The following is a 17,972-nucleotide window of genomic DNA, read 5'->3' on the forward strand; positions in this document are numbered from 1 at the left end:
TCAGGCCCCCAGCAGGCTCTGCCCGCACACGCGGACCACATTGCCCGTCACGGCCGCCGACGACGGTGCCGCGAAGTACGACACGGTCTCGGCCACGTCGATCGTCTGTCCGCCTTGCTGGAGCGAGTTCATCAGGCGGCCGGCCTGGCGGGTGGCGAGCGGGATAGCGGCGGTCATCGCCGTCTCGATGAAGCCGGGCGCCACGGCATTGATGGTGATGCCCTTGGCGGCGAGGATCGACTTGTAGGCGTCCACGATGCCGATGACGCCGGCTTTGGTGGTGCCGTAGTTGGTCTGGCCGCGGTTGCCCGCGATGCCCGCGATCGACGACACGTCCACCACGGCGCCGCCGGAGCGCAGCGCGTCCTCCTCGAGCAGCGAGTCGACGAGCCGGATGGGCGCCTTCAGGTTCACCGCCACCACGGCGTTCCACCTACCCTCGTCCATGTTGGCGAGCAGCTTGTCCCGGGTGATGCCGGCGTTGTTGACGATGATGTCCAGACCGTTGTACCGGGCCTTGACGTGCTCGGCGACCTTGCGGCCGGCATCGTCGGCGGTGACGTCCAGCGGGAGCGCGGTACCCGACACCTTGTTGGCCACGGCGGACAGGGCCTCGCCCGCAGCGGGGATGTCGGCGACGATCACGTGGGCACCGTCGCGCGCGAGCACCTCGGCGATGGTGGCTCCGATGCCTCGGGCGGCTCCGGTCACCAGGGCGATCTTGCCGGCGAGGGGCTTGTCCCAGTCGGCGGGCGCGGGCGCCTCCTTGTCGGACACCCGGATCACCTGGCCGTCCACGTAGGCCGACTTGCCCGACAGCAGGAAGCGCAGCGTGGAGCCGAGGCCGGAGACGCCGGTGGGGGCCTCGGGGTGCACGTACACCAGTTGGGCGGTCGCGCCGTTGCGGAGCTCCTTGGCGACGGAGCGGGTGAAGCCCTCCAGCGAGCGCTGCGCGATGTGCTCGGCGGGATCGGAGATCAGCTCCGGCGTGGTGCCCAGCACGACCAGGCGGGCGCTGTTCGCCAGCGAGCGCAGTTGCGGGGAGAAGAACTCGAACAGGCCCACCAGCTGGTCGATCGAGGTGATGCCGGTGGCGTCGAAGACGGCGCCGCCGAGCTTCTCCGCGTTCTTGCCGCCGGCGTTGTTGACCACGAGGTCGTAGCCGGCCAACAGCTCACGGACGGGCTCGACGAGGCGTCCGGTGCCGCTGAGCAGGACGGGGCCGGCGAGCGGCGGCTTGCCTGCCTGATAGCGGCGGAGGGTGGGGGGCTGCGGGAGGCCGAGACGGCTCGCCAGGAACGAACCGGGGCCCGACTTCACGAAGCTCGCGTAGAAGTCCGTGCTGGGTGCGTCTGCCATGTGGGGTTTCCTCATCCGTGTGGCGTTGGAGATACACTATCGACAAAGCAACTTACTCCAGAGTAAGAATACTCGGTAGTAGCAGTGACCGACTCACATGGGAGATGCTCCGTGGTCAACACCACCACTCGGCCCGTCGCGATCCTGGGCGGCAACCGGATTCCGTTCGCCCGATCAGACCGGGCGTACGCCAAGGCCTCCAACCAGGATATGTTCACCGCCGCCCTGGGCGGCCTCGTCAGCCGATTCAACCTCCAGGGCGAGCAGCTCGGCACCGTCGTCGGTGGTGCGGTGCTCAAGCACAGCCGCGACTTCAACCTGATCCGTGAGAGCGTGCTCGGCAGCCCGCTCAGCCCCTACACTCCGGCGTTCGACGTGCAGCAGGCTTGCGCGACCGGCCTGCAGGCGATCAACGCCGCGGCCGAGGGCATCTGGCTGGGCCGTTACGACGTGGCCGTGGGCGGCGGCGTCGACACCACCTCCGACGCGCCCATCGGCGTGTCCGAGGGCATGCGCAAGGTGTTGCTCGAGGTCAACCGGGCCAAGACCCCGTTCGACCGGGTCAAGCTGCTCGGCAAGCTCCCCGCCAACCTGGGCATCGACATCCCGCGTAACGGAGAGCCACGCACCGGCATGTCGATGGGCGAGCACGCGGCCATCACGGCCAAGGAGTTCGGCGTCAGCCGCGCCGAGCAGGACGAGCTCGCCTACCTGTCGCACGTCAACATGGCCAAGGCCTACGACCGCGGCTTCTTCGACGACCTCATCACGCCGTACCTCGGGCTCACCCGCGACGACAACCTGCGGCCGGGCTCCACCGTCGAGAAGCTGGCCACGCTGAATCCGGTCTTCGGTGTCTCACTCGGGGACGCCACGATGACGGCGGGCAACTCCACGCCGCTCACCGACGGTGCGTCGACGGTGCTGCTGTCCTCCGACGAGTGGGCCGCCGCCAAGGGCATCCCGGTGCTCGCGCACCTGACCGACGTCGAGTACGCCGCGGTCGACTATGTGAACGGTCCCGACGGGCTGCTCATGGCGCCCACCTACGCGGTGCCGAAGCTGTTGGCGCGCAACGGCCTGACGCTGCAGGACTTCGACTTCTACGAGATCCACGAGGCCTTCGCGTCGGTGGTGCTGGCGACCCTGCAGGCATGGGAGTCCGAGGAGTACTGCCGCGTGCGCCTGGGGCTGGACAAGCCGCTGGGCTCGATCGACCGCAGCAAGCTCAACGTGAACGGTTCGTCGCTCGCCGCGGGCCACCCGTTCGCGGCGACCGGCGGGCGCATCGTGGCCTCCGTCGCGAAGCAGATCCACGAGAACGGGGGCGGCCGCGCGCTGATCTCCATCTGTGCCGCCGGCGGCCAGGGGATCACCGCCATCATCGAGGGGTAGCAGCACCTTTCGTGACCACGCCGCGGCCCGAGGAATCGGGTCGCGGCGCGGTCGCTTCAGGCGGTGTGCCGCCGCATATTCGCTCGCAGCCACAGCACCGACCGGTGCAGCGCCCACGACAGCGGCACCGTGATCGCCGACGTGACCACGACGATCGCCACGGTGTTCCCGGAGAACAGGTGCCAATGGAAGATGTTGCGCACCACGATGTCCAGTGCCATCACATGGATCATGTAGTACTCGTAGCTGATGTCGCCCAGCCACACCATCGGCCGCACGGCCAGCAGCCGCGACGCGACGCCCCGCCCGGAGGAGAACGCGGCGGCGGCCACCACCGCCGCACCGAATGCGGCCTCCAGTCCCAGCTTCGCCGCGCCCTGCACCGCCGTCGGCCGGGCCAGGTCGATCGGCCCCACCAGTCGGGTCAGCAGTAGCGCGTAGATCGCCGCGGCGGTCGCGACGCAGCCCCACACGGCCACCGTCGGGATCCGCCTGCCGGCGGGCACCAGCGCGAGCGCCATCCCCGCCGCGAGGCACACCGCGTAGGTGGGCGGCCACACCCGCGCGGTCTGGTTCAGCACGTCGGTGCCGCACGTGAAGGCGACCCAGCCGAGCGAGCAGGCGCCGACCACCGCCAGCATCCCCAGCGCCCGCCACACTCGGAAGCCGGTGCGGCACAGCCGGAGCAGCAACCAGCCGAACAGCGGCAGCGCGAGATAGAAGACCACCTCCACGCACATGCTCCACGTCTGCGTCAGGCCGTCCTTGACGTGCCCGGGCCCGTACACCTGGATGAACAGCATGTGGCGCAGATAGCCGCCGTAGCCGCGGCCCGAGCTGTTCAGGTCGACGCGCACCGTGTAGATCAGGTAGACGACGGTGATCACCGTCCAGTACGCGGGGAGCACCCGCCAGGCGCGGTGGGTCAGGTACCGACGCACCGACGGTGCCGGCCCGCCCGCCTGTGCCGGCCCCGCGCTGCGCGCTGTGGTGACCCACGGGCGGAACAGCAGGAAACCCGAGAGCACGAAGAAGAACGGCACCGCGACCTCGAGCCGCGCGAATGCGGAGCCCCGCCAGTCCGCGGTGAAGCCGCCCGCCCAGAACGCGGCGTGGTTCACGCATACCGCCAACGCGGCCACCGCCCGCATGCCGGTGAGTGTGTCGACACGGGACGACCCGTCGCCCCGTAGCCGTGCCTCCGATAGGCGCGAGTGCTGGTGCGCGAAGGCGGCCGTGCTCACGACGAGAACGATAGCCCTCGGTCGGGGCGGCTCGACGGTGCGGCGCCGGGTGCCGTTCTCAGTCACGCGAGTTGTCGCGGTATCCCGGATGGACGTCTCGATCGAGGTCTAGGCCACCGGACAGGGCGGACAGCAACTCATACAGGTCGTTCTTCTGCTCAGGGGTGAGGCGGTCGGTGAGCGCGGCTTCCTGTGCCTCGGCGGCACGACGCAGCGAGGGGAGTAGTGCTCGCCCGGCGTCCGTGAGGTCGAGGTGTTGAATCCGCCGGTCGGTCTCACTGCGGGTCCGCAACGCCAACCCCTTGCGCTCCAGGCCGTCGATCAGTACCACCACCCGGCTCTGCGTCGCGCCCGACTTGGTGGCCAGTTCCCGCTGGGTCATCCCGGGCGTACGGGCCAGGATCCGGATCACCCCGGCTTCGGAAGACGTGATCCCGATCTCCCTCAGTTGTTCGGTGAAGAGATCGGCGGCATGGGCCCCGAGTTGGGCCAGCAGGAAGCCGATACGGGCCGGGCGCTTCTGGGGCTGCATACCCTCAGGCTAATGCATTGACGTAATCATTCATAGTATGAATAATCAATTCCATGAATGATATCCAGGCGTCCGTCCGCTCCCGTCGCCGCCCCGACGGGCCACCGGCCGGCGTCCTCGCCCTCATCACCCTGGCCGCGACCATCGCTTCGGTGATCGCTCATGCGAACGACTCGGACCGCTGGCAGGGCGTGTTCGTGTTCGCCGCCTCGGTGCCGTTGGGCATCTACGCCGCCACGATGTACGCGCGCCTGCTGCGCCTGGGGATTCGAGTGCCAGGCCCGAACATCAGCTTCTTCGGCGGCATGACGGCATCGATCCTCGGTGCCGCATCCGGCCTGGTCTCGTGGGCGCAGAGCCGGGCCGACGCCCTACCAGTGGTCGTGGATCACCTGATGACGGACATCGGCTTCGCGCTGGGCGGTGTCGGCATGGTCGGTGGACTCGGTCTACTGATCGCCGGCATCGCGGTGCCGAGCATCATCCTGCGGCTCGTGCCGCGGTGGCTGGCCTGGAGCGGTCTCGTACTGGCCGTGATCGGTGAGGTGTCGTTCCTTGCGCTCGTCTGGAGCGGCTTCGACGCGCTGTTGCCGATCGCGCGATTCGTCGGCCTGATCTGGCTGGCCATCGTCGGGTTCCGCCTCCCGCGGAGCCGGCACGACGTGCCGGCACGGTGGTCACGGCGAGCGTGACCGCCGTCAGATCTTGATCGCCGGTAGCAGCCGGGTGAGGTTCCACAGCCGGTTCCGGCGCGCGGACAGGCACGAGATCGCCAGCGCCAGCGCCCAAATCCCGAACAGTACGATCACCGCCTGCCACAGTCGGTAGTCGATGCCGCCCAGCACCAGCTGCCGCAGACCGTTGACGCCGTATGTCATCGGGTCGTAGTGGTGCAGCACCTGGAACGGTTTCGACGTGGTCTCCACGGGATACATGCCGCCGGAGCTGACCAACTGCAGCATCAGCAGCGCCATGATCAGCACGCGGCCCACCGCGGGGCCGACCAACGCGTTGATCGCCTGGGTGGCAGCGACGAACGTCAGTGACACCAGCACCATGAAGGCGAGCATCCATCCGGGGTGTTGCGGCGTCAGCCCGAGGGCGAACCGGACCACGCAGTACAGGATCACTGCCTGGAGGACGGCGATGGCGGCCGCGGGGAGGTAGCTCGCCAGCACCACGCGGATCGCCAGCACCTCCGCGGCGATCGGTCGGGTCTGCAACGGACGCAGCACCATCCACAGCACCAGCGCGCCGAAGAACAGAGCCAGTGTCAGGAAGAACGGCGCCATGCCGGTACCGAAGTTGCCGGCGGCGTTCTCGTGCGTCGCCTTCAGCGACACCGGCCCGCCGATCGTGTCGGCGATGGCGTCCTTCTGCTGGGGCGACCAGTTCGGCACGGCCTTGGCGCCGTCGGCCAGCTTGGTGGCCAGCTCGGTGTTGCCCGCCGCGAGCTTCGTGGAGCCCGCCTCGAGCTGCGCGGTACCGGATTTCAGCTGCTTCGCGCCGTTGTCGAGCTGGACGATCCCGCTGGCGAGCTGCGCGTTGCCGGCGGCCAACTGGTGTGCGCCGTCCCGCAGCTGGTTCAGCTTGCCCGTCAGCTGCGTGCCGGTGGCGGCCGCCTGGTCGAGCGCGGTCTGCAGTGGGCTGCCGGGCGTGCGCAGCGCCGAGGTGAGGGCGATCGCGCCCGTCTGCGCGGCCGCGATCTGCTGGCGGAGCGCCGGTGTGAAGCTGTGCTGAGCCAGCTGCCCCTGCAGCCGGCTGAGGCTCGCTGCGGCGCCCCGGGCCACGGGGTCCCGGCTCGCGGTCAGCTGCCGGATCACGGACGCCAACACGGTGGCCGTGGTGTCCTGCGCGGTCGAGAGCGCGCCCATCTGGTCGGCCGCCGCCGCGATCGCCGTCGCGCCCTGCTGCAGCTGCGCGGTGTTGCCGCCCAGTAGCGAGAGCGCCTTGGTCACCGCCAGCAGCGGATCGGTGGCCTGGTCGATGCCGTCGGAGAGCTGCTTCGCGCCGCTCGCGAGCTGCGCGGAACCCGACCGGGCGGTGTCCAGGCCGGACGCGAGCTGCCCGGCACCGTCGTCGGCCTGCCCGATGCCCGTGTCGAGCTGGGTCGCACCGTCGGCGAGCTGCTTGGCACCGTCGGCCGCCTGCTTGATCCCCGACCCTGCCGAGATCACCACGGACAGAACCTGATTGACCGCCTGTCCGGAGATCCGGGTCGACACCGCGTTGAGGATCTGGCCGACCGCCGTCTGCCCGATGGTCGACGAGATGTAGTTGTTGGCGTCGTTGTACATCGCGATCAGGTCGGCCTTCTGCGGCTTACCGGTCAGCGGCGACGCGATGGCCTCGCTGAAGTTCGGCGGCAGCTCCACCATGAAGTAGTACTTGCCGTCCTTCACGCCGCTGCGCGCCGCTGACTCGTCGACCACGTGCCAGTCCAGGCTCCCGTCTGCGGTGAGGCTCTTGGCGACCTCGGCGCCGGCGTCGATCTGCTGGCCGGCGACGACGGTGCCGCGGTCCGCGTTCACGAGCGCCACGGGCATCTTGTTCACGTTCCCGAAGGGGTTCCAGAACGCCCACAGGTACAGGGCGCCGTACACCAGCGGCAGCAGCATCAGCACGACGATCGCCGCGCGTGTCATGCGGCTCCGGCCGAAACGCTTGATCTCCGAACCGAATGCGAGTCCAGCAAGCATGGTCAGTCCCTCCCGGTCAGGTTGCGTCGGTCGTGCAGGACGTGGTCGGGGGCGTCGTCACCGAGCGGGTTGGTGACGCCGACGACCACGGTGAAGCGGCGCGCGACCGCCCCCAGGCGCCTGGCGGCGATCTCGCGGCCGGGGTTGTCCCGCACCTGCTCGAGGTCGCCGACCACGAGGATCGGGCGGTCGGACAGCAGTGCCAGCGTGATCCGCAGCAGGAACAGGTCGAGGTCGGTCAGCTCGACGATGCGCGTCGTGGGCGACGGCACGTGGGCCTCGCCGAACACCTCGATCAGCTCCGTCCGCCCGGCCTGGATCGGCACCGGCGAGTACCACGGTGCGAGCCACCGGCGCTGCTCGGCGAGCACCGTCTGCACGGTGACCGACTCGTCCAGCTCGTCGATGTCTGCGAACGCCGCGATGGCGCAGTGCTTCCGGATGCGCCGCGGCCCGGTGTCGCCCATGACGGCGACGGTGCCGTGCGACGGCTTCAGGCGTCCGGCGAGGGTCAGCAGCAGCGCGTTCTGCTCGGGGCCGGCGGGCATCTGGATAGCGTGGAAGCCCGTCCCGAGGTCGAGGTCGATCCCGGCGAACAGCGGACCGTGTTCGCCGTCGACGCCGAGGCCGCGCGCGGTGATCAGGTCCGGGGAGTGCGGGGGCCGGGCGTCGGTCTCGGGTACGGCCTGTGCGTCCATACGGCTCTCCTCAGGGCGGCGGGTCGGATGGGATCCTACGGGGTGGGGCGGATACGCGAAGGCGCCGCCGGGATGTACCCGGCGGCGCCTTCGCCTGCCCCTAGCGGTCACTCATGCGGACCGTGATCAGAACGCGGCCTCGTCCAGCTCCATCGGATCGTTGTCGAGGTTCGCGACGACGTCCTTGGTGGCGGACAGCAGCGGCAGCATGTTCTTGGCGAAGAACGATGCGACGCCCACCTTGCCCTCGTAGAACGACTTGTCGGCGCCGGTGGCGCCACCGTCGAGCGCGGCCTGCGCGATGGCGGCCTGATGCAGCAGGCGCCAGCCGATCAGCAGGTCGCCGAACGCCATCAGGAAACGCACCGAGCCGAGCCCCACCTTGTACAGCTCGGACGGCTCCTGCTGCGACGCGAGCGCGAAGCCGGTCAGCGTGGCGGCCATCGCCTGGACATCCTCGGCGGCCTTGGCGAGCAGCGCCACGTCGTCCTTGAGCCGACCCGACGCCTGGTCGTCGATGAACTTCTTGATCTCGCCGGCCACGTGGCCCAGCGCCGCGCCGCGGTCCTTGAGGATCTTGCGGAAGAAGAAGTCCTGCGCCTGGATGGCCGTGGTGCCTTCGTACAGCGAGTCGATCTTCGAGTCGCGGACGTACTGCTCGATCGGGTAGTCCTGCAGGAAGCCCGAGCCGCCGAAGGTCTGCAGCGACTCCTGGCCGAGCAGCACGAACGCGCGCTCGGAGCCCACGCCCTTCACGATCGGCAGCAGCAGGTCGTTGATCTTGAACGCCATGTCGGCATCGGCACCGGAGACGACGGTGGCCGTGCGGGGGTCCTGGTGCGCCGCGGTGTACAGGTACACAGCGCGCAGACCTTCGGCGTACGCCTTCTGCGTGAGTAGCGAGCGACGTACGTCCGGGTGGTGCGTGATGGTCACCCGGGGGGCGGTCTTGTCGGACATCTGCGTCAGGTCGGCGCCCTGGACGCGCTGCTTGGCGTAGTCCAGCGCGTTGAGGTAGCCGGTCGACAGGGTGCCGATGGCCTTGGTGCCCACCATCATGCGGGCGTGCTCGATGACCTTGAACATCTGCGCGATGCCCTTGATCTCCTCGCCCACGAGCCAGCCCTGGGCCGGGACGCCGTGGCCGCCGAAGGTGAGCTCACAGGTGGTCGAGCCCTTGATGCCCATCTTGTGCTCGACGTTGGTCACGAACACGCCGTTGCGCTCGCCCAGCTCGCCGGTCTCGGGGTCGAAGTGGAACTTCGGCACGAAGAACAGGCCCAGGCCCTTGGTGCCCGGCGCGCCGCCCTCGGGGCGGGCCAGCACCAGGTGGAAGGTGCTCTCGAACATGTCGTCGCTGGTGGCGGAGGTGATGAAGCGCTTCACGCCCTCGATGTGCCAGCTGCCGTCGTCCTGTTTGATGGCCTTGGTGCGGCCCGCGCCCACGTCGGAGCCGGCGTCGGGCTCGGTGAGCACCATGGTGGCGGCCCACGCGTGGTCAGCCGCGATCTTGGCCCACTTCTTCTGCTCATCGGTGCCCAGGTCGTACATGATCTGCGCGAAGCCGGGGCCGGCCGAGTACATGAACACCGGCGGGTTGGCGCCCAGGAACATCTCGGCGATGGCCCAGTACAGCGTGCGGGGCACGTCCGTACCGCCGAGCTCCTCCGAGAGGCCGAGGTACGGCCAGCCGCCCTCGAAGAACTGTGCCTCGGACTTCTTGAAGGCCGCGTTGATCGTCGCCTCGTGGGTGTTCGGATCGAAGACCGGCGGGTTGCGGTCGGCGTCGGCGAAGGACGCCGCGATCGGCCCCTCCGCCTGGCGTGCCGCCTCGCGCAGCATCTCCTTCGCGGTGTCTGCGTCGAGGTCGCCGTACGCGCCGGACTCCAGAACCTCGCCGACGCCGAGATCCTCGAACAGGTTGAACTCGAGGTCACGGACATTGCTCTTGTAATGGCCCATGGGGCTGCTCCCACCTTCATTCGGGCTGACTCTGGCTTACTACCCGGTAAGTTACCAGTCGGTAATAAGACCAGAATACCGCTCCACCCGGTGCGAAAACAAGTGGAAGCGCCAGGTCAGTCGTGTCGGCGCCGCGCCCGTAGCGCCAGGTCGACCCCGGTTCCGTGGCGTGGATCACTGTCGCGCCATTCCACGTGTTCCACCACCATGTCCGCGGGTAGCGCCGCGGACACCGTCGTGGCGCCGAACGCCGCCAGGTCGGGATGCTCGTCCAGCCGCTCGTGCACGCTGAGGATCAGCAGTCCGCCGGGTGTCAGCGCGTCGCACAGCTTCGCGATCGCTGCGGCGCGGCCGTCCGGGGCAGGGTGCAGATACGACCACACCGCGAGGTCGTACGGCGGCTCCGGCTCCGGCACGGGGTCGACGGTGACGTCGCCGAGCGTCCAGTGCAGCCGGGCGCGGACGGTGCGCGGCGCGCGCGACGCCACCGTCGCCGCCTTGTCGAGGCCGACGCGCGAGAAGTCCCATGCCGTCACCTGCCAGCCGCGGGTCGCGAGGTAGATCGAGTCGGCCCCCTCGCCGCAGCCCGCGTCGAGCGCGCGCCCCGGCGGCAGCGCCGCGGTCTGCTCGACGACCCACGTGGTGGGCGCGGCGCCCCAGACGAGCTCGGCCGCGCGGTGCAGGTCGTCCCAGTCGTCGGCGTCGAGCCGACGGTGGCGCGGGTCGTGCGGCTGCTCGCTCATGCGAGCGCGTCCGCGAGGTACGCGACGTCGGAGGCCAGGCCCTCGGCGGGGGTCTCGAGGATGATCGGAGCGCCGGCGGCCTGGGCGACGTCGACGAGCAGGTCGGGGTCGATGGTGCCATCCTCGAGGTTGGCGTGCCGGTCCCGCGCGGAGTCGAACTCGTCGCGGGAGTTGTTCAGGTGCACCAGGTCGATGCGGCCGGTGATCGCGAGCACCCGTTCGACGATGCCCATCAGGTCCTCGCCGCCGGCCCAGGCGTGGCAGGTGTCGAGGCAGAACCCGGCGCCCTGATCGCCCACGGCGTCCCACAGCCGGGCGATGGTCTCCAGCTGGCGGGCGATCGCGCCCTCGCCGCCCGCGGTGTTCTCGATGAGGATCGGGACGGCGAACCCGCCCTTGTCCTCCTGGCGCGTGAACAGCTTGCGCCAGTTGTCGATACCGGCCGCGAGGTCCTCGCCGGCGCGTAGGTGCCCGCCGTGCACGACGAGCCCGAACGCACCGAGATCGGCGGCCGCGGCCGCCTGCTGCTCGACGGCCTTCCGAGACGGCATGCGGAGCCGATTGTTGAGGCTGGCGACGTTGATGACGTAGGCCGAGTGCACGACGACATCGATCGGCGACTCGCGGATAGCGCCCTGCTGCGGGTGCGGATCCGGCTTCTTCCAGCTCTGCGGGTCCGAGACGAACATCTGCATGACGTCGATCCCCAGCCGCTCCGCCGTCTCCAGCGGGTGCGTGTCGTTGCGGACGTGTGCTCCGATGCGCATGCCTTGAAGGCTAGTCTCGCGGTAGGCCGATATGGGATCGAGGCACTCTGCGATGCGCAGGCATCTGTTCGCGGTCGCCGCGATGGTGGTCACCGCTGTTCTGTTCGTGGTGCCGTGGTGGACGCTGCTCTCGGGTGGCACCCGCTGGCCGGCACCGGTGGTGATCGCCGGGACCGCCGCGCTGGCCGCCCTGTTCGTCACGCTTCCCGTGGCGATGGTGTGGGGCCACGGCCGCCGACGAGCCGACCGGGCCGCCGTGATCGGCGACGCGCTGCTGGGCGCGGTCTGGGTGTTGTTCACCTGGTCGCTGCTGGGCCAGTTGCTGCGGGTGGTGCTGTTCGCCGCCGGGGTCCACGATCCGGTGCGCTCGCGGATCGCGGCCGTCGTGGTGCTCGCCGTCACCGTCGTCCTGCTCGGCTGGGGCTACCGCGAGGCGATGCGGGTGCCCCGGGTCCGCCGCGTCGCCGTCACGATCCCCGCCCTCGGCCGCGGGCTGGAGGGCCTGCGCGTCGTCGTGGTCACCGACACCCACTTCGGCCCCCTCGATCGCCGCCGCTGGTCCGCCGCCGTGACCGAGAGTGTGAACGCACTCGACGCCGACATCGTCTGCCACGTCGGCGATATCGCGGACGGCGAGGTGTCGCTGCGGCAGGCGCAGGCGGCGCCCCTGGCGCGGATGGACGCGCGGCTCGCCCGCGTCTACGTCACCGGTAACCACGAGTACTTCAGCGAGGCGCAGGGCTGGATCGACTACGTCCAGGGCATCGGCTGGGATGCGCTGCACAACCGGCACATCGTCGTCGAGCGCGGGGGAGACCGGCTGGTGGTCGCGGGAGTGGACGACGCGACCGCGGGGTCGTCGAGGGCCTCCGGGCACGGCGCAGACCTCGATGCGGCGCTGGCGGGCGCCGACCCCTCGCTGCCGGTGCTGCTGCTCGCGCACCAGCCCAAGCAGGTGACGCAGGCGGTGGCTGCGGCGGTGGACCTGCAGATCTCCGGGCACACCCACGGCGGGCAGATCTGGCCGTTCAACCTCTTGGTCCGGCTCGAACAACCGGTGGTACACGGGCTGAGCCGGCACGGCATCGGCACCCAGCTGTATACGAGCCGCGGCACCGGGTTCTGGGGCCCGCCGTTCCGGGTGTTCGCGCCCAGCGAGATCACGGTGCTGACGCTGCACCGGACCCTCGCGTAGTAGGGCGTGTCTCCCCGCCGAGCATGGCGAGCCCGAACTGTGCGTACTCGCGCGCGATCTGCTCGGGTGACGTGGGGCCGTTCGGGTGGAACCACTGCGCGAGCGATGTGCACATCGTAGAGATCGCGCGGCCGGCGTCGCGCGGGTGCGTCGTCGTCAGCTCGCCGGCGTCGATCGCGCCGTCGATCTCGGCGTCGAGCAGGCGCTGGACATCGGTGCGGCGCTGAGCGATCCGTGCGTACGTGTCGGGTTCGAGGCTACGCATCTCGCTCGCACCGATGAACGCGACGTCGACCCTGCGGGCGTGGTACAGCGCGAGCGCCTCGATCGTCAGCGCTACCCGCTCGCCCGGCGTCGTGCCCTCGTCGCGGGCCTGCTTCAGTCGCCATGCGAGGTCCTCCATCGTCAGGTCGAGTATCCGTACCAGCAGGGCCTGCTTGCTCGCGTAGTGGTGGTAGACGCCGGGCACGCTCATGCCGGCCAGCTCGGCGACGGAGCGGATCGACGCGCCGTGATAGCCGGTCGCCACGAAGGCACGGATCGCCCCGTCCAACACGTCGTCGGTGGGGAGCGGGGGGAACTCGCGCCAATGGCGGTGTGCGGCCGGTGCGCCGGGCACGGGCACTGCGGCCGACGGTGTCGGGACGGGGCCGGGTCGGTGCGCATCGACGAGCGCGCGTGTGGGGATGTCCAGCGCGGCCGCGATGTCGCGGGCACGGTCGACCGAGAGCCGGGTGTGGCCGTTCTCGATCGCGCTGAGCGTCGCGGCGCTCACTCCGATCCGCGCGGCGAGGTCGCGGAGGCTGACGCCGTGGCGTCGCCGGTGGGCTCGCACCGCGGTACCGGGCGACTCGACACTCATAGTTGTTCAGGTTATCCGAACATCCTGTCTCGTCAACGCCGTCTGAACGCGACATCGATCCGCTATTGACCCCGCATCAGGGGTGTGAATAAAGTGATCGTGTTCAGGCTACCGAGCGAACGATCTGTCTGCTGAACGTGGAGGGGTGTTCCCATGTCCGCCGACGTGAGCGCCTACGCGTCACGCCCCTGGCTGGCGCTGTACCGGGAGGGCACCGGCCCGTCGCTCGTCGTCGACCACCCGACGATGCTGGACGCGTTCCGGGCCGCCCTCGCCCGCGATCCGCGGGCGGTCGCCGTCTACTACTTCGATCGGGGGCTCACGTTCGCCGAGATCGACAGCCGCAGTGATGCGCTCGCCGTCGCGCTGACCGAGCGGGGCTTCGTCCGGGGTGACCGGCTCGCCCTGTACCTGCAGAACGACCCGGCGTTCGTCATCGGCCTGGTCGCGGCATGGAAGATCGGCGGGACCGCCGTCGCCGTCAACCCCATGAACAAGGCCCGTGAGCTGTCGTACATCCTCGTCGACTCCGCCGCCACTGCACTGCTGTGCCTCGACGAGCTGTACCGGGACGTCGCCCGCGCGGTGATCGACGGTGGCGGTACGGCCGTGCGTGCGGTGGTCACCTACTCCGCCCTCGACGAGCAGACCCGCGACGATGCGCGCGTGTTCTCCGGCGCCGCGCGGATCTCGTCGGACCCGGCTCTCGACCTCGAATCGGTGTATCAGCAGCACGCCGGCGGGCGCCCGGAGCCCTCCCGTCCGGCAGCGGGCGATACCGCAGTGCTGATGTACACCTCGGGCACCACGGGGGTTCCCAAGGGCGCCATGAACACTCACGCCAACCTCGCGTTCAACGCCCAGACCTACCGAGACTGGATCGGGCTCGACGCCGACGACCGGGTGCTGGGCGTCGCGCCCCTGTTCCACATCACGGGGCTCGTCGGCCACATCGGGCTGGCCATGGTCGCGGGCTGCCCGCTGATCCTCGCCCACCGGTTCGAACCGGGCGTCGTGCTGGATGCGATCCGCGAGCGCCGGCCCACGTTCACCGTCGGCTCGATCACGGTCTTCACCGCGCTGACGGCGATTCCCGGTGTGACGAAGGGCGACTGGTCGTCGTTCCGGGCGGTCTTCTCCGGCGGCGCGCCGATCGCGCCCGCGCTGGAGGCGGCCTTCGCCGAGCAGACCGGGCTGTACATCCACAACATCTACGGCCTCACCGAGACGTCGAGCCCGTCGCACGCGGTGCCGTTCGGCGCCCGGGCGCCCGTCGACCAGAAGACCGGCGCGCTGTCCGTGGGCGTGCCGGTGTTCGACACGATCGTGCGGATCCTGGGCGAGGACGGCGAGGAGCTCCCCGTCGGTGAGGTCGGCGAGATCGTCGTCGCGGGGCCGCAGGTGGTCCCGGGCTACTGGAACAGGCCCGACGCCACCGCGGCGTCGCTACCCGGCGGCGAACTCCGCACGGGTGATGTCGGTTTCATGGATGCGGACGGCTGGTTCTATCTGGTCGACCGGAAGAAGGACATGATCAACGCCTCCGGGTACAAGGTGTGGCCCCGCGAGGTCGAGGACGTCCTGTACGGCCATCCCGCGGTACGCGAGGTCGCCGTGGTCGGCGTGCCGGACGAGTACCGCGGCGAGACGGTCAAGGCGTTCGTCTCCCTGCAGCCGGGCGCGGACGTCACGGAGGACGAGCTCATCGACTACGCCAGGAGGAATATGGCCGCCTACAAGTATCCGCGCTCGATCGCGTTCGTGCCGGACCTGCCGAAGACGGTGACGGGCAAGATCCTCCGCCGCGAGCTGCGGCAGGTGACCGCGTGAGTCCGGACGGCCGTGACACCACGGCGCTGGCGGCGCTCGACCTCGTGGGACCGGCCCTCGCGGCGGCGGTCGGCGACGACCGCTGGCGCGCCCCGTCGGCGAGCCTGATCGCAGGCGGCAAGTCGAACCTGACGTTCGTGCTCTCCAGCCCCGCGGGCGAGGTGATCCTCCGCCGGCCACCGTCGGGCGATCTGCTGCCCAGCGCACACGACATGGGCCGCGAGGTACGCGTGCAGAGGGCCCTCGCCGACACCGCCGTACCCGTGCCCCGCATCCTGCTGACCGACGACGGGACCCTCACGGGCACACCGTTCTACGTGATGGAGCGGGTACGTGGGCTCACCATCCGCGACGAACTGCCGGCGGGCTACGCGAGCACGCCGGCGGCGAAGACGGAACTCGCCGACGCGCTCGTCGACACCCTCGCAGACCTGCACGCGGTCGACGCGGCCACCGTCGGACTCGGCGATTTCGGCCGCCCGACCGGCTTCCTCGCCCGGCAGGTCCGTCGATGGACCGGTCAATGGGAGCGCTCGCGCACCCGGGACGTGCCCGAGGTGCGGCGCCTCGCCGGCCTGCTCGCCGAGCGGGTCGAGGCGGTCGGCGCCGGCGCGCGGACGTCGATCGTGCACGGCGACTTCAGGCTCGACAACTGCCTGATGGACCCCGGCGACCCGGCGACGGTCAATGCGGTACTCGACTGGGAGATGGCGACGCTCGGCGATCCGATGACGGATATCGCGCTGCTGCTGCTGTATTGGCGCGAGCCCGGCGACGACGTGCTGCCGATGGTGCCGGCGCTCACCCGCGATCCGGGTTTCCCGTCGCGGGCGCACCTGGCGCGGCGGTACGCCGAGCGGGCCGGGGTGCCGCTGCACGATCTCGCGGTGTACGAGGCGTTCGCATACTTCAAGTTCGCGGTGATCGTCCAGGGCATCCTGGCCCGGACCGCCGCGGGTTCGATGGCAGGACAGCAGTTCGAGGAGGCCGGCGCCGGTGTCGCCGGTTTGGCACGCGAGGGGCTCGCACGCCTCGGGGAACAGGAGTAGCAGTGGATTTCGAATCGTCGGCCGCCGCGCAGGACGCCTGCGCGAAGATGTGGGAGTTCATGCGGGAGGAGGTGTTCCCCGCCGAGCCGGTGCACGCCCGGTACCTCGCGGAGCACGGACCGCATGCGTACCCGCCGGTGATGGAGGAGCTCAAGGCCGGGGCCAAGCGGCGCGGCCTGTGGAACCTCTTCCTGCCCAGCGAATCCGGCCTGAGCAACGTGGAATACGCGGCGGTGGCGGAGGTCTCGGGCTGGTCGCCCGTGATCGCACCCGAGGCCGTCAACTGCCAGGCGCCCGACTCGGGGAACATGGAGACCCTGCACCTGTTCGCCACCGAGGAGCAGCGCGCACGGTGGCTGGAACCGCTTCTGGCGGGCGAGATCCGGTCGGCGTTCGCGATGACCGAGCCGGAGGTCGCGTCGAGCGACGCCACCAACATCACCACGTCGATCACCCGTGACGGCGACGACTACGTGATCAACGGCCACAAGTGGTTCATCTCGGGTGCACTGGACGAGCGGTGCGCCGTGTTCATCGTGATGGGCAAGACCGACCCCGAGGCCGCGACGCACCGGCAGCAGTCCATGGTCCTCGTGCCGCGCGACACGCCCGGCGTGACGATCCGGCGGGACCTGCCGCTGTTCGGTTTCCACGACCAACACGGCCACGCCGAGATGACCTTCGAGGATGTGCGCGTGCCGGCGGCCAACATCCTCGCGAGCGAGGGCGACGGATTCGCCATCGCGCAGGCGCGCCTCGGGCCGGGCCGGATCCACCATGCGATGCGCGCGATCGGGATGGCCGAGCGGGCCCTCGCCCTGATGACCGCGCGGGCCAAGCAGCGGGTGGCGTTCGGTGGACCGCTCGCCGAGCAGGGCGTCGTGCAGGAGCTCATCGCCCAGTCCCGCATCGACATCGATCTCGCGCGGATGCTCGTCTACAAGACCGCGTGGCTCATCGACCGGCACGGCGCGAAGGGCGCGCGTACCGAGATCTCGGCGATCAAGGTGGCCGCACCCGCCGCCGCGGTGGCCGTGATCGACCGCGCCATCGAGGTGTTCGGCGCCGCCGGCGTCAGCTCGGACACCCCGCTGTCGTACCTGTACGCGTGGGCCCGCGTGCTGCGCATCGTCGACGGCCCCGACGCCGTGCACCGGCGCACCATCGCGAAGCAGGAGCTGCGCCGCACGCCGCCGTACTCCGGCTGAGGGCCGTCCCCCGACCCGGCCTGTGGACGGCCGGGATCCTGTGGATAACCCGGCCGCGCGGCCGGACTCGGACGGCTCCGGGCGTTAGCGTCCGGGAATGGGGTTCGGGGGAGTCCTGGCGCCGCCGCCGTCGACGTGGCAGGGCAGGGTTGCAGACGCGTACGCGCAGTGGGCTGCCGCCGAGCGCGCCGCGGCCGACGGTGTCGCCCAGGCGCTCACCGAGGCGGACCGGATCGTCGCGCTGTGGCGCGAGCAGGGCGGCGCAGGCGACGACGGTGGCGGGGTCGCCGACCTGCTCGCCGCGCTCGACCTGCCGGCTGCCGTCGAGTTCGACGGCCCGGCAACGGATGTCGCGCGGGTTCATGCGGACCTGCCTGATCGTGTCGTCACGCCCGCAGCCGCGCCGCGTACGGGCGCCGCGCCGCCGTC

At 70.2% G+C, this 17,972-nt stretch carries 16 protein-coding genes; 7 read left to right on the plus strand and 9 right to left on the minus strand.

Features of this window, described 5'->3' with window-relative positions; all coding sequences use genetic code 11:
• Nucleotides 1-1,359: a 3-oxoacyl-ACP reductase gene (locus ABD908_RS16690; RefSeq protein ID WP_344997948.1), complete on the minus strand. Its 1,359-nt coding sequence runs from the start codon at nucleotides 1,357-1,359 to the stop codon at nucleotides 1-3.
• Between the two features lie 111 nt (nucleotides 1,360-1,470).
• Between ABD908_RS16690 and ABD908_RS16695 the strand changes: the two genes are divergently transcribed.
• A complete protein-coding gene (locus tag ABD908_RS16695) occupies nucleotides 1,471-2,754 on the plus strand; it encodes an acetyl-CoA C-acetyltransferase (protein WP_344997950.1) in 1,284 nt (427 codons plus the stop codon).
• 56 nt (nucleotides 2,755-2,810) lie between these two features.
• Here the strand turns inward: ABD908_RS16695 and ABD908_RS16700 are convergent, their stop codons facing one another.
• Together ABD908_RS16700 and ABD908_RS16705 are read right to left on the minus strand one after the other, a co-directional pair.
• Nucleotides 2,811-3,998 (minus strand): acyltransferase family protein, encoded by a 1,188-nt coding sequence (locus ABD908_RS16700; protein ID WP_344997952.1) that lies wholly within the window; start codon nucleotides 3,996-3,998, stop codon nucleotides 2,811-2,813.
• A gap of 58 nt (nucleotides 3,999-4,056) precedes the next feature.
• Nucleotides 4,057-4,530, minus strand: a complete 474-nt coding sequence (locus ABD908_RS16705; protein WP_344997954.1) for a MarR family winged helix-turn-helix transcriptional regulator — start codon at nucleotides 4,528-4,530, stop codon at nucleotides 4,057-4,059.
• A 53-nt stretch (nucleotides 4,531-4,583) separates the two neighbouring features.
• On the opposite strand from ABD908_RS16705, the gene ABD908_RS16710 reads away from it, so the two are divergent.
• On the plus strand, nucleotides 4,584-5,222 hold the full coding sequence (locus tag ABD908_RS16710; protein ID WP_344997956.1) for a DUF4386 domain-containing protein: 639 nt from the start codon (nucleotides 4,584-4,586) through the stop codon (nucleotides 5,220-5,222).
• Between the two features lie 6 nt (nucleotides 5,223-5,228).
• Here ABD908_RS16710 and ABD908_RS16715 read toward each other — a convergent pair whose 3' ends face one another.
• The 5 genes from ABD908_RS16715 to ABD908_RS16735 form a co-directional block, all read right to left on the minus strand.
• Nucleotides 5,229-7,229 (minus strand): YhgE/Pip family protein, encoded by a 2,001-nt coding sequence (locus ABD908_RS16715; RefSeq protein ID WP_344997958.1) that lies wholly within the window; start codon nucleotides 7,227-7,229, stop codon nucleotides 5,229-5,231.
• Between the two features lie 2 nt (nucleotides 7,230-7,231).
• Complete coding sequence (locus ABD908_RS16720; protein ID WP_344997960.1) at nucleotides 7,232-7,927, minus strand: hypothetical protein; 696 nt, start codon at nucleotides 7,925-7,927, stop codon at nucleotides 7,232-7,234.
• A gap of 126 nt (nucleotides 7,928-8,053) precedes the next feature.
• On the minus strand, nucleotides 8,054-9,889 hold the full coding sequence (locus ABD908_RS16725; protein ID WP_344997962.1) for an acyl-CoA dehydrogenase: 1,836 nt from the start codon (nucleotides 9,887-9,889) through the stop codon (nucleotides 8,054-8,056).
• A 116-nt stretch (nucleotides 9,890-10,005) separates the two neighbouring features.
• Complete coding sequence (locus ABD908_RS16730) at nucleotides 10,006-10,632, minus strand: class I SAM-dependent methyltransferase (RefSeq protein ID WP_344997964.1); 627 nt, start codon at nucleotides 10,630-10,632, stop codon at nucleotides 10,006-10,008.
• A complete protein-coding gene (locus ABD908_RS16735; protein ID WP_344997966.1) occupies nucleotides 10,629-11,399 on the minus strand; it encodes a deoxyribonuclease IV in 771 nt (256 codons plus the stop codon). The genes ABD908_RS16730 and ABD908_RS16735 overlap by 4 nt, the downstream gene beginning before the upstream one ends.
• A 52-nt stretch (nucleotides 11,400-11,451) precedes the next feature.
• On the opposite strand from ABD908_RS16735, the gene ABD908_RS16740 reads away from it, so the two are divergent.
• On the plus strand, nucleotides 11,452-12,594 hold the full coding sequence (locus ABD908_RS16740) for a metallophosphoesterase (protein WP_344997967.1): 1,143 nt from the start codon (nucleotides 11,452-11,454) through the stop codon (nucleotides 12,592-12,594).
• Here ABD908_RS16740 and ABD908_RS16745 read toward each other — a convergent pair.
• The gene (locus ABD908_RS16745; protein WP_344997969.1) at nucleotides 12,560-13,456 is read right to left on the minus strand and encodes a TetR-type transcription factor C-terminal domain-containing protein; all 897 of its coding nucleotides are present in this window, start codon (nucleotides 13,454-13,456) and stop codon (nucleotides 12,560-12,562) included. The two genes, ABD908_RS16740 and ABD908_RS16745, sit on opposite strands and share 35 nt — an antisense overlap.
• Before the next feature lie 153 nt (nucleotides 13,457-13,609).
• On the opposite strand from ABD908_RS16745, the gene ABD908_RS16750 reads away from it, so the two are divergent.
• The 4 genes from ABD908_RS16750 to ABD908_RS16765 all read left to right on the plus strand — a co-directional run.
• Nucleotides 13,610-15,286, plus strand: coding sequence for an AMP-binding protein (locus tag ABD908_RS16750; protein WP_344997971.1), 1,677 nt, complete (start codon nucleotides 13,610-13,612; stop codon nucleotides 15,284-15,286).
• Complete coding sequence (locus tag ABD908_RS16755; protein WP_344997973.1) at nucleotides 15,283-16,335, plus strand: phosphotransferase family protein; 1,053 nt, start codon at nucleotides 15,283-15,285, stop codon at nucleotides 16,333-16,335. The genes ABD908_RS16750 and ABD908_RS16755 overlap by 4 nt, the downstream gene beginning before the upstream one ends.
• Before the next feature lie 2 nt (nucleotides 16,336-16,337).
• The gene (locus ABD908_RS16760) at nucleotides 16,338-17,543 is read left to right on the plus strand and encodes an acyl-CoA dehydrogenase family protein (protein ID WP_344997975.1); all 1,206 of its coding nucleotides are present in this window, start codon (nucleotides 16,338-16,340) and stop codon (nucleotides 17,541-17,543) included.
• Nucleotides 17,544-17,640: 97 nt separating this feature from the next.
• The coding region (locus ABD908_RS16765) for a hypothetical protein (protein ID WP_344997977.1) at nucleotides 17,641-17,972 on the plus strand (332 nt) is incomplete at its 3' end.

The organism is Tsukamurella soli (assembly GCF_039541155.1).
GTDB lineage: Bacteria > Actinomycetota > Actinomycetes > Mycobacteriales > Mycobacteriaceae > Tsukamurella > Tsukamurella soli.

Bases quoted from the DNA above. Each gene is read 5' to 3' on its own strand.
- ABD908_RS16730 (WP_344997964.1), bottom strand. From the start codon at position 10,632: ATGAGCGAGCAGCCGCACGACCCGCGCCACCGTCGGCTCGACGCCGAC.
- ABD908_RS16705 (WP_344997954.1), bottom strand. From the start codon at position 4,530: ATGCAGCCCCAGAAGCGCCCGGCCCGTATCGGCTTCCTGCTGGCCCAA.
- ABD908_RS16735 (WP_344997966.1), bottom strand. From the start codon at position 11,399: ATGCGCATCGGAGCACACGTCCGCAACGACACGCACCCGCTGGAGACG.
- ABD908_RS16720 (WP_344997960.1), bottom strand. From the start codon at position 7,927: ATGGACGCACAGGCCGTACCCGAGACCGACGCCCGGCCCCCGCACTCC.
- ABD908_RS16690 (WP_344997948.1), bottom strand. From the start codon at position 1,359: ATGGCAGACGCACCCAGCACGGACTTCTACGCGAGCTTCGTGAAGTCG.
- ABD908_RS16750 (WP_344997971.1), top strand. From the start codon at position 13,610: ATGTCCGCCGACGTGAGCGCCTACGCGTCACGCCCCTGGCTGGCGCTG.
- ABD908_RS16725 (WP_344997962.1), bottom strand. From the start codon at position 9,889: ATGGGCCATTACAAGAGCAATGTCCGTGACCTCGAGTTCAACCTGTTC.
- ABD908_RS16740 (WP_344997967.1), top strand. From the start codon at position 11,452: ATGCGCAGGCATCTGTTCGCGGTCGCCGCGATGGTGGTCACCGCTGTT.
- ABD908_RS16710 (WP_344997956.1), top strand. From the start codon at position 4,584: ATGAATGATATCCAGGCGTCCGTCCGCTCCCGTCGCCGCCCCGACGGG.
- ABD908_RS16745 (WP_344997969.1), bottom strand. From the start codon at position 13,456: ATGAGTGTCGAGTCGCCCGGTACCGCGGTGCGAGCCCACCGGCGACGC.
- ABD908_RS16715 (WP_344997958.1), bottom strand. From the start codon at position 7,229: ATGCTTGCTGGACTCGCATTCGGTTCGGAGATCAAGCGTTTCGGCCGG.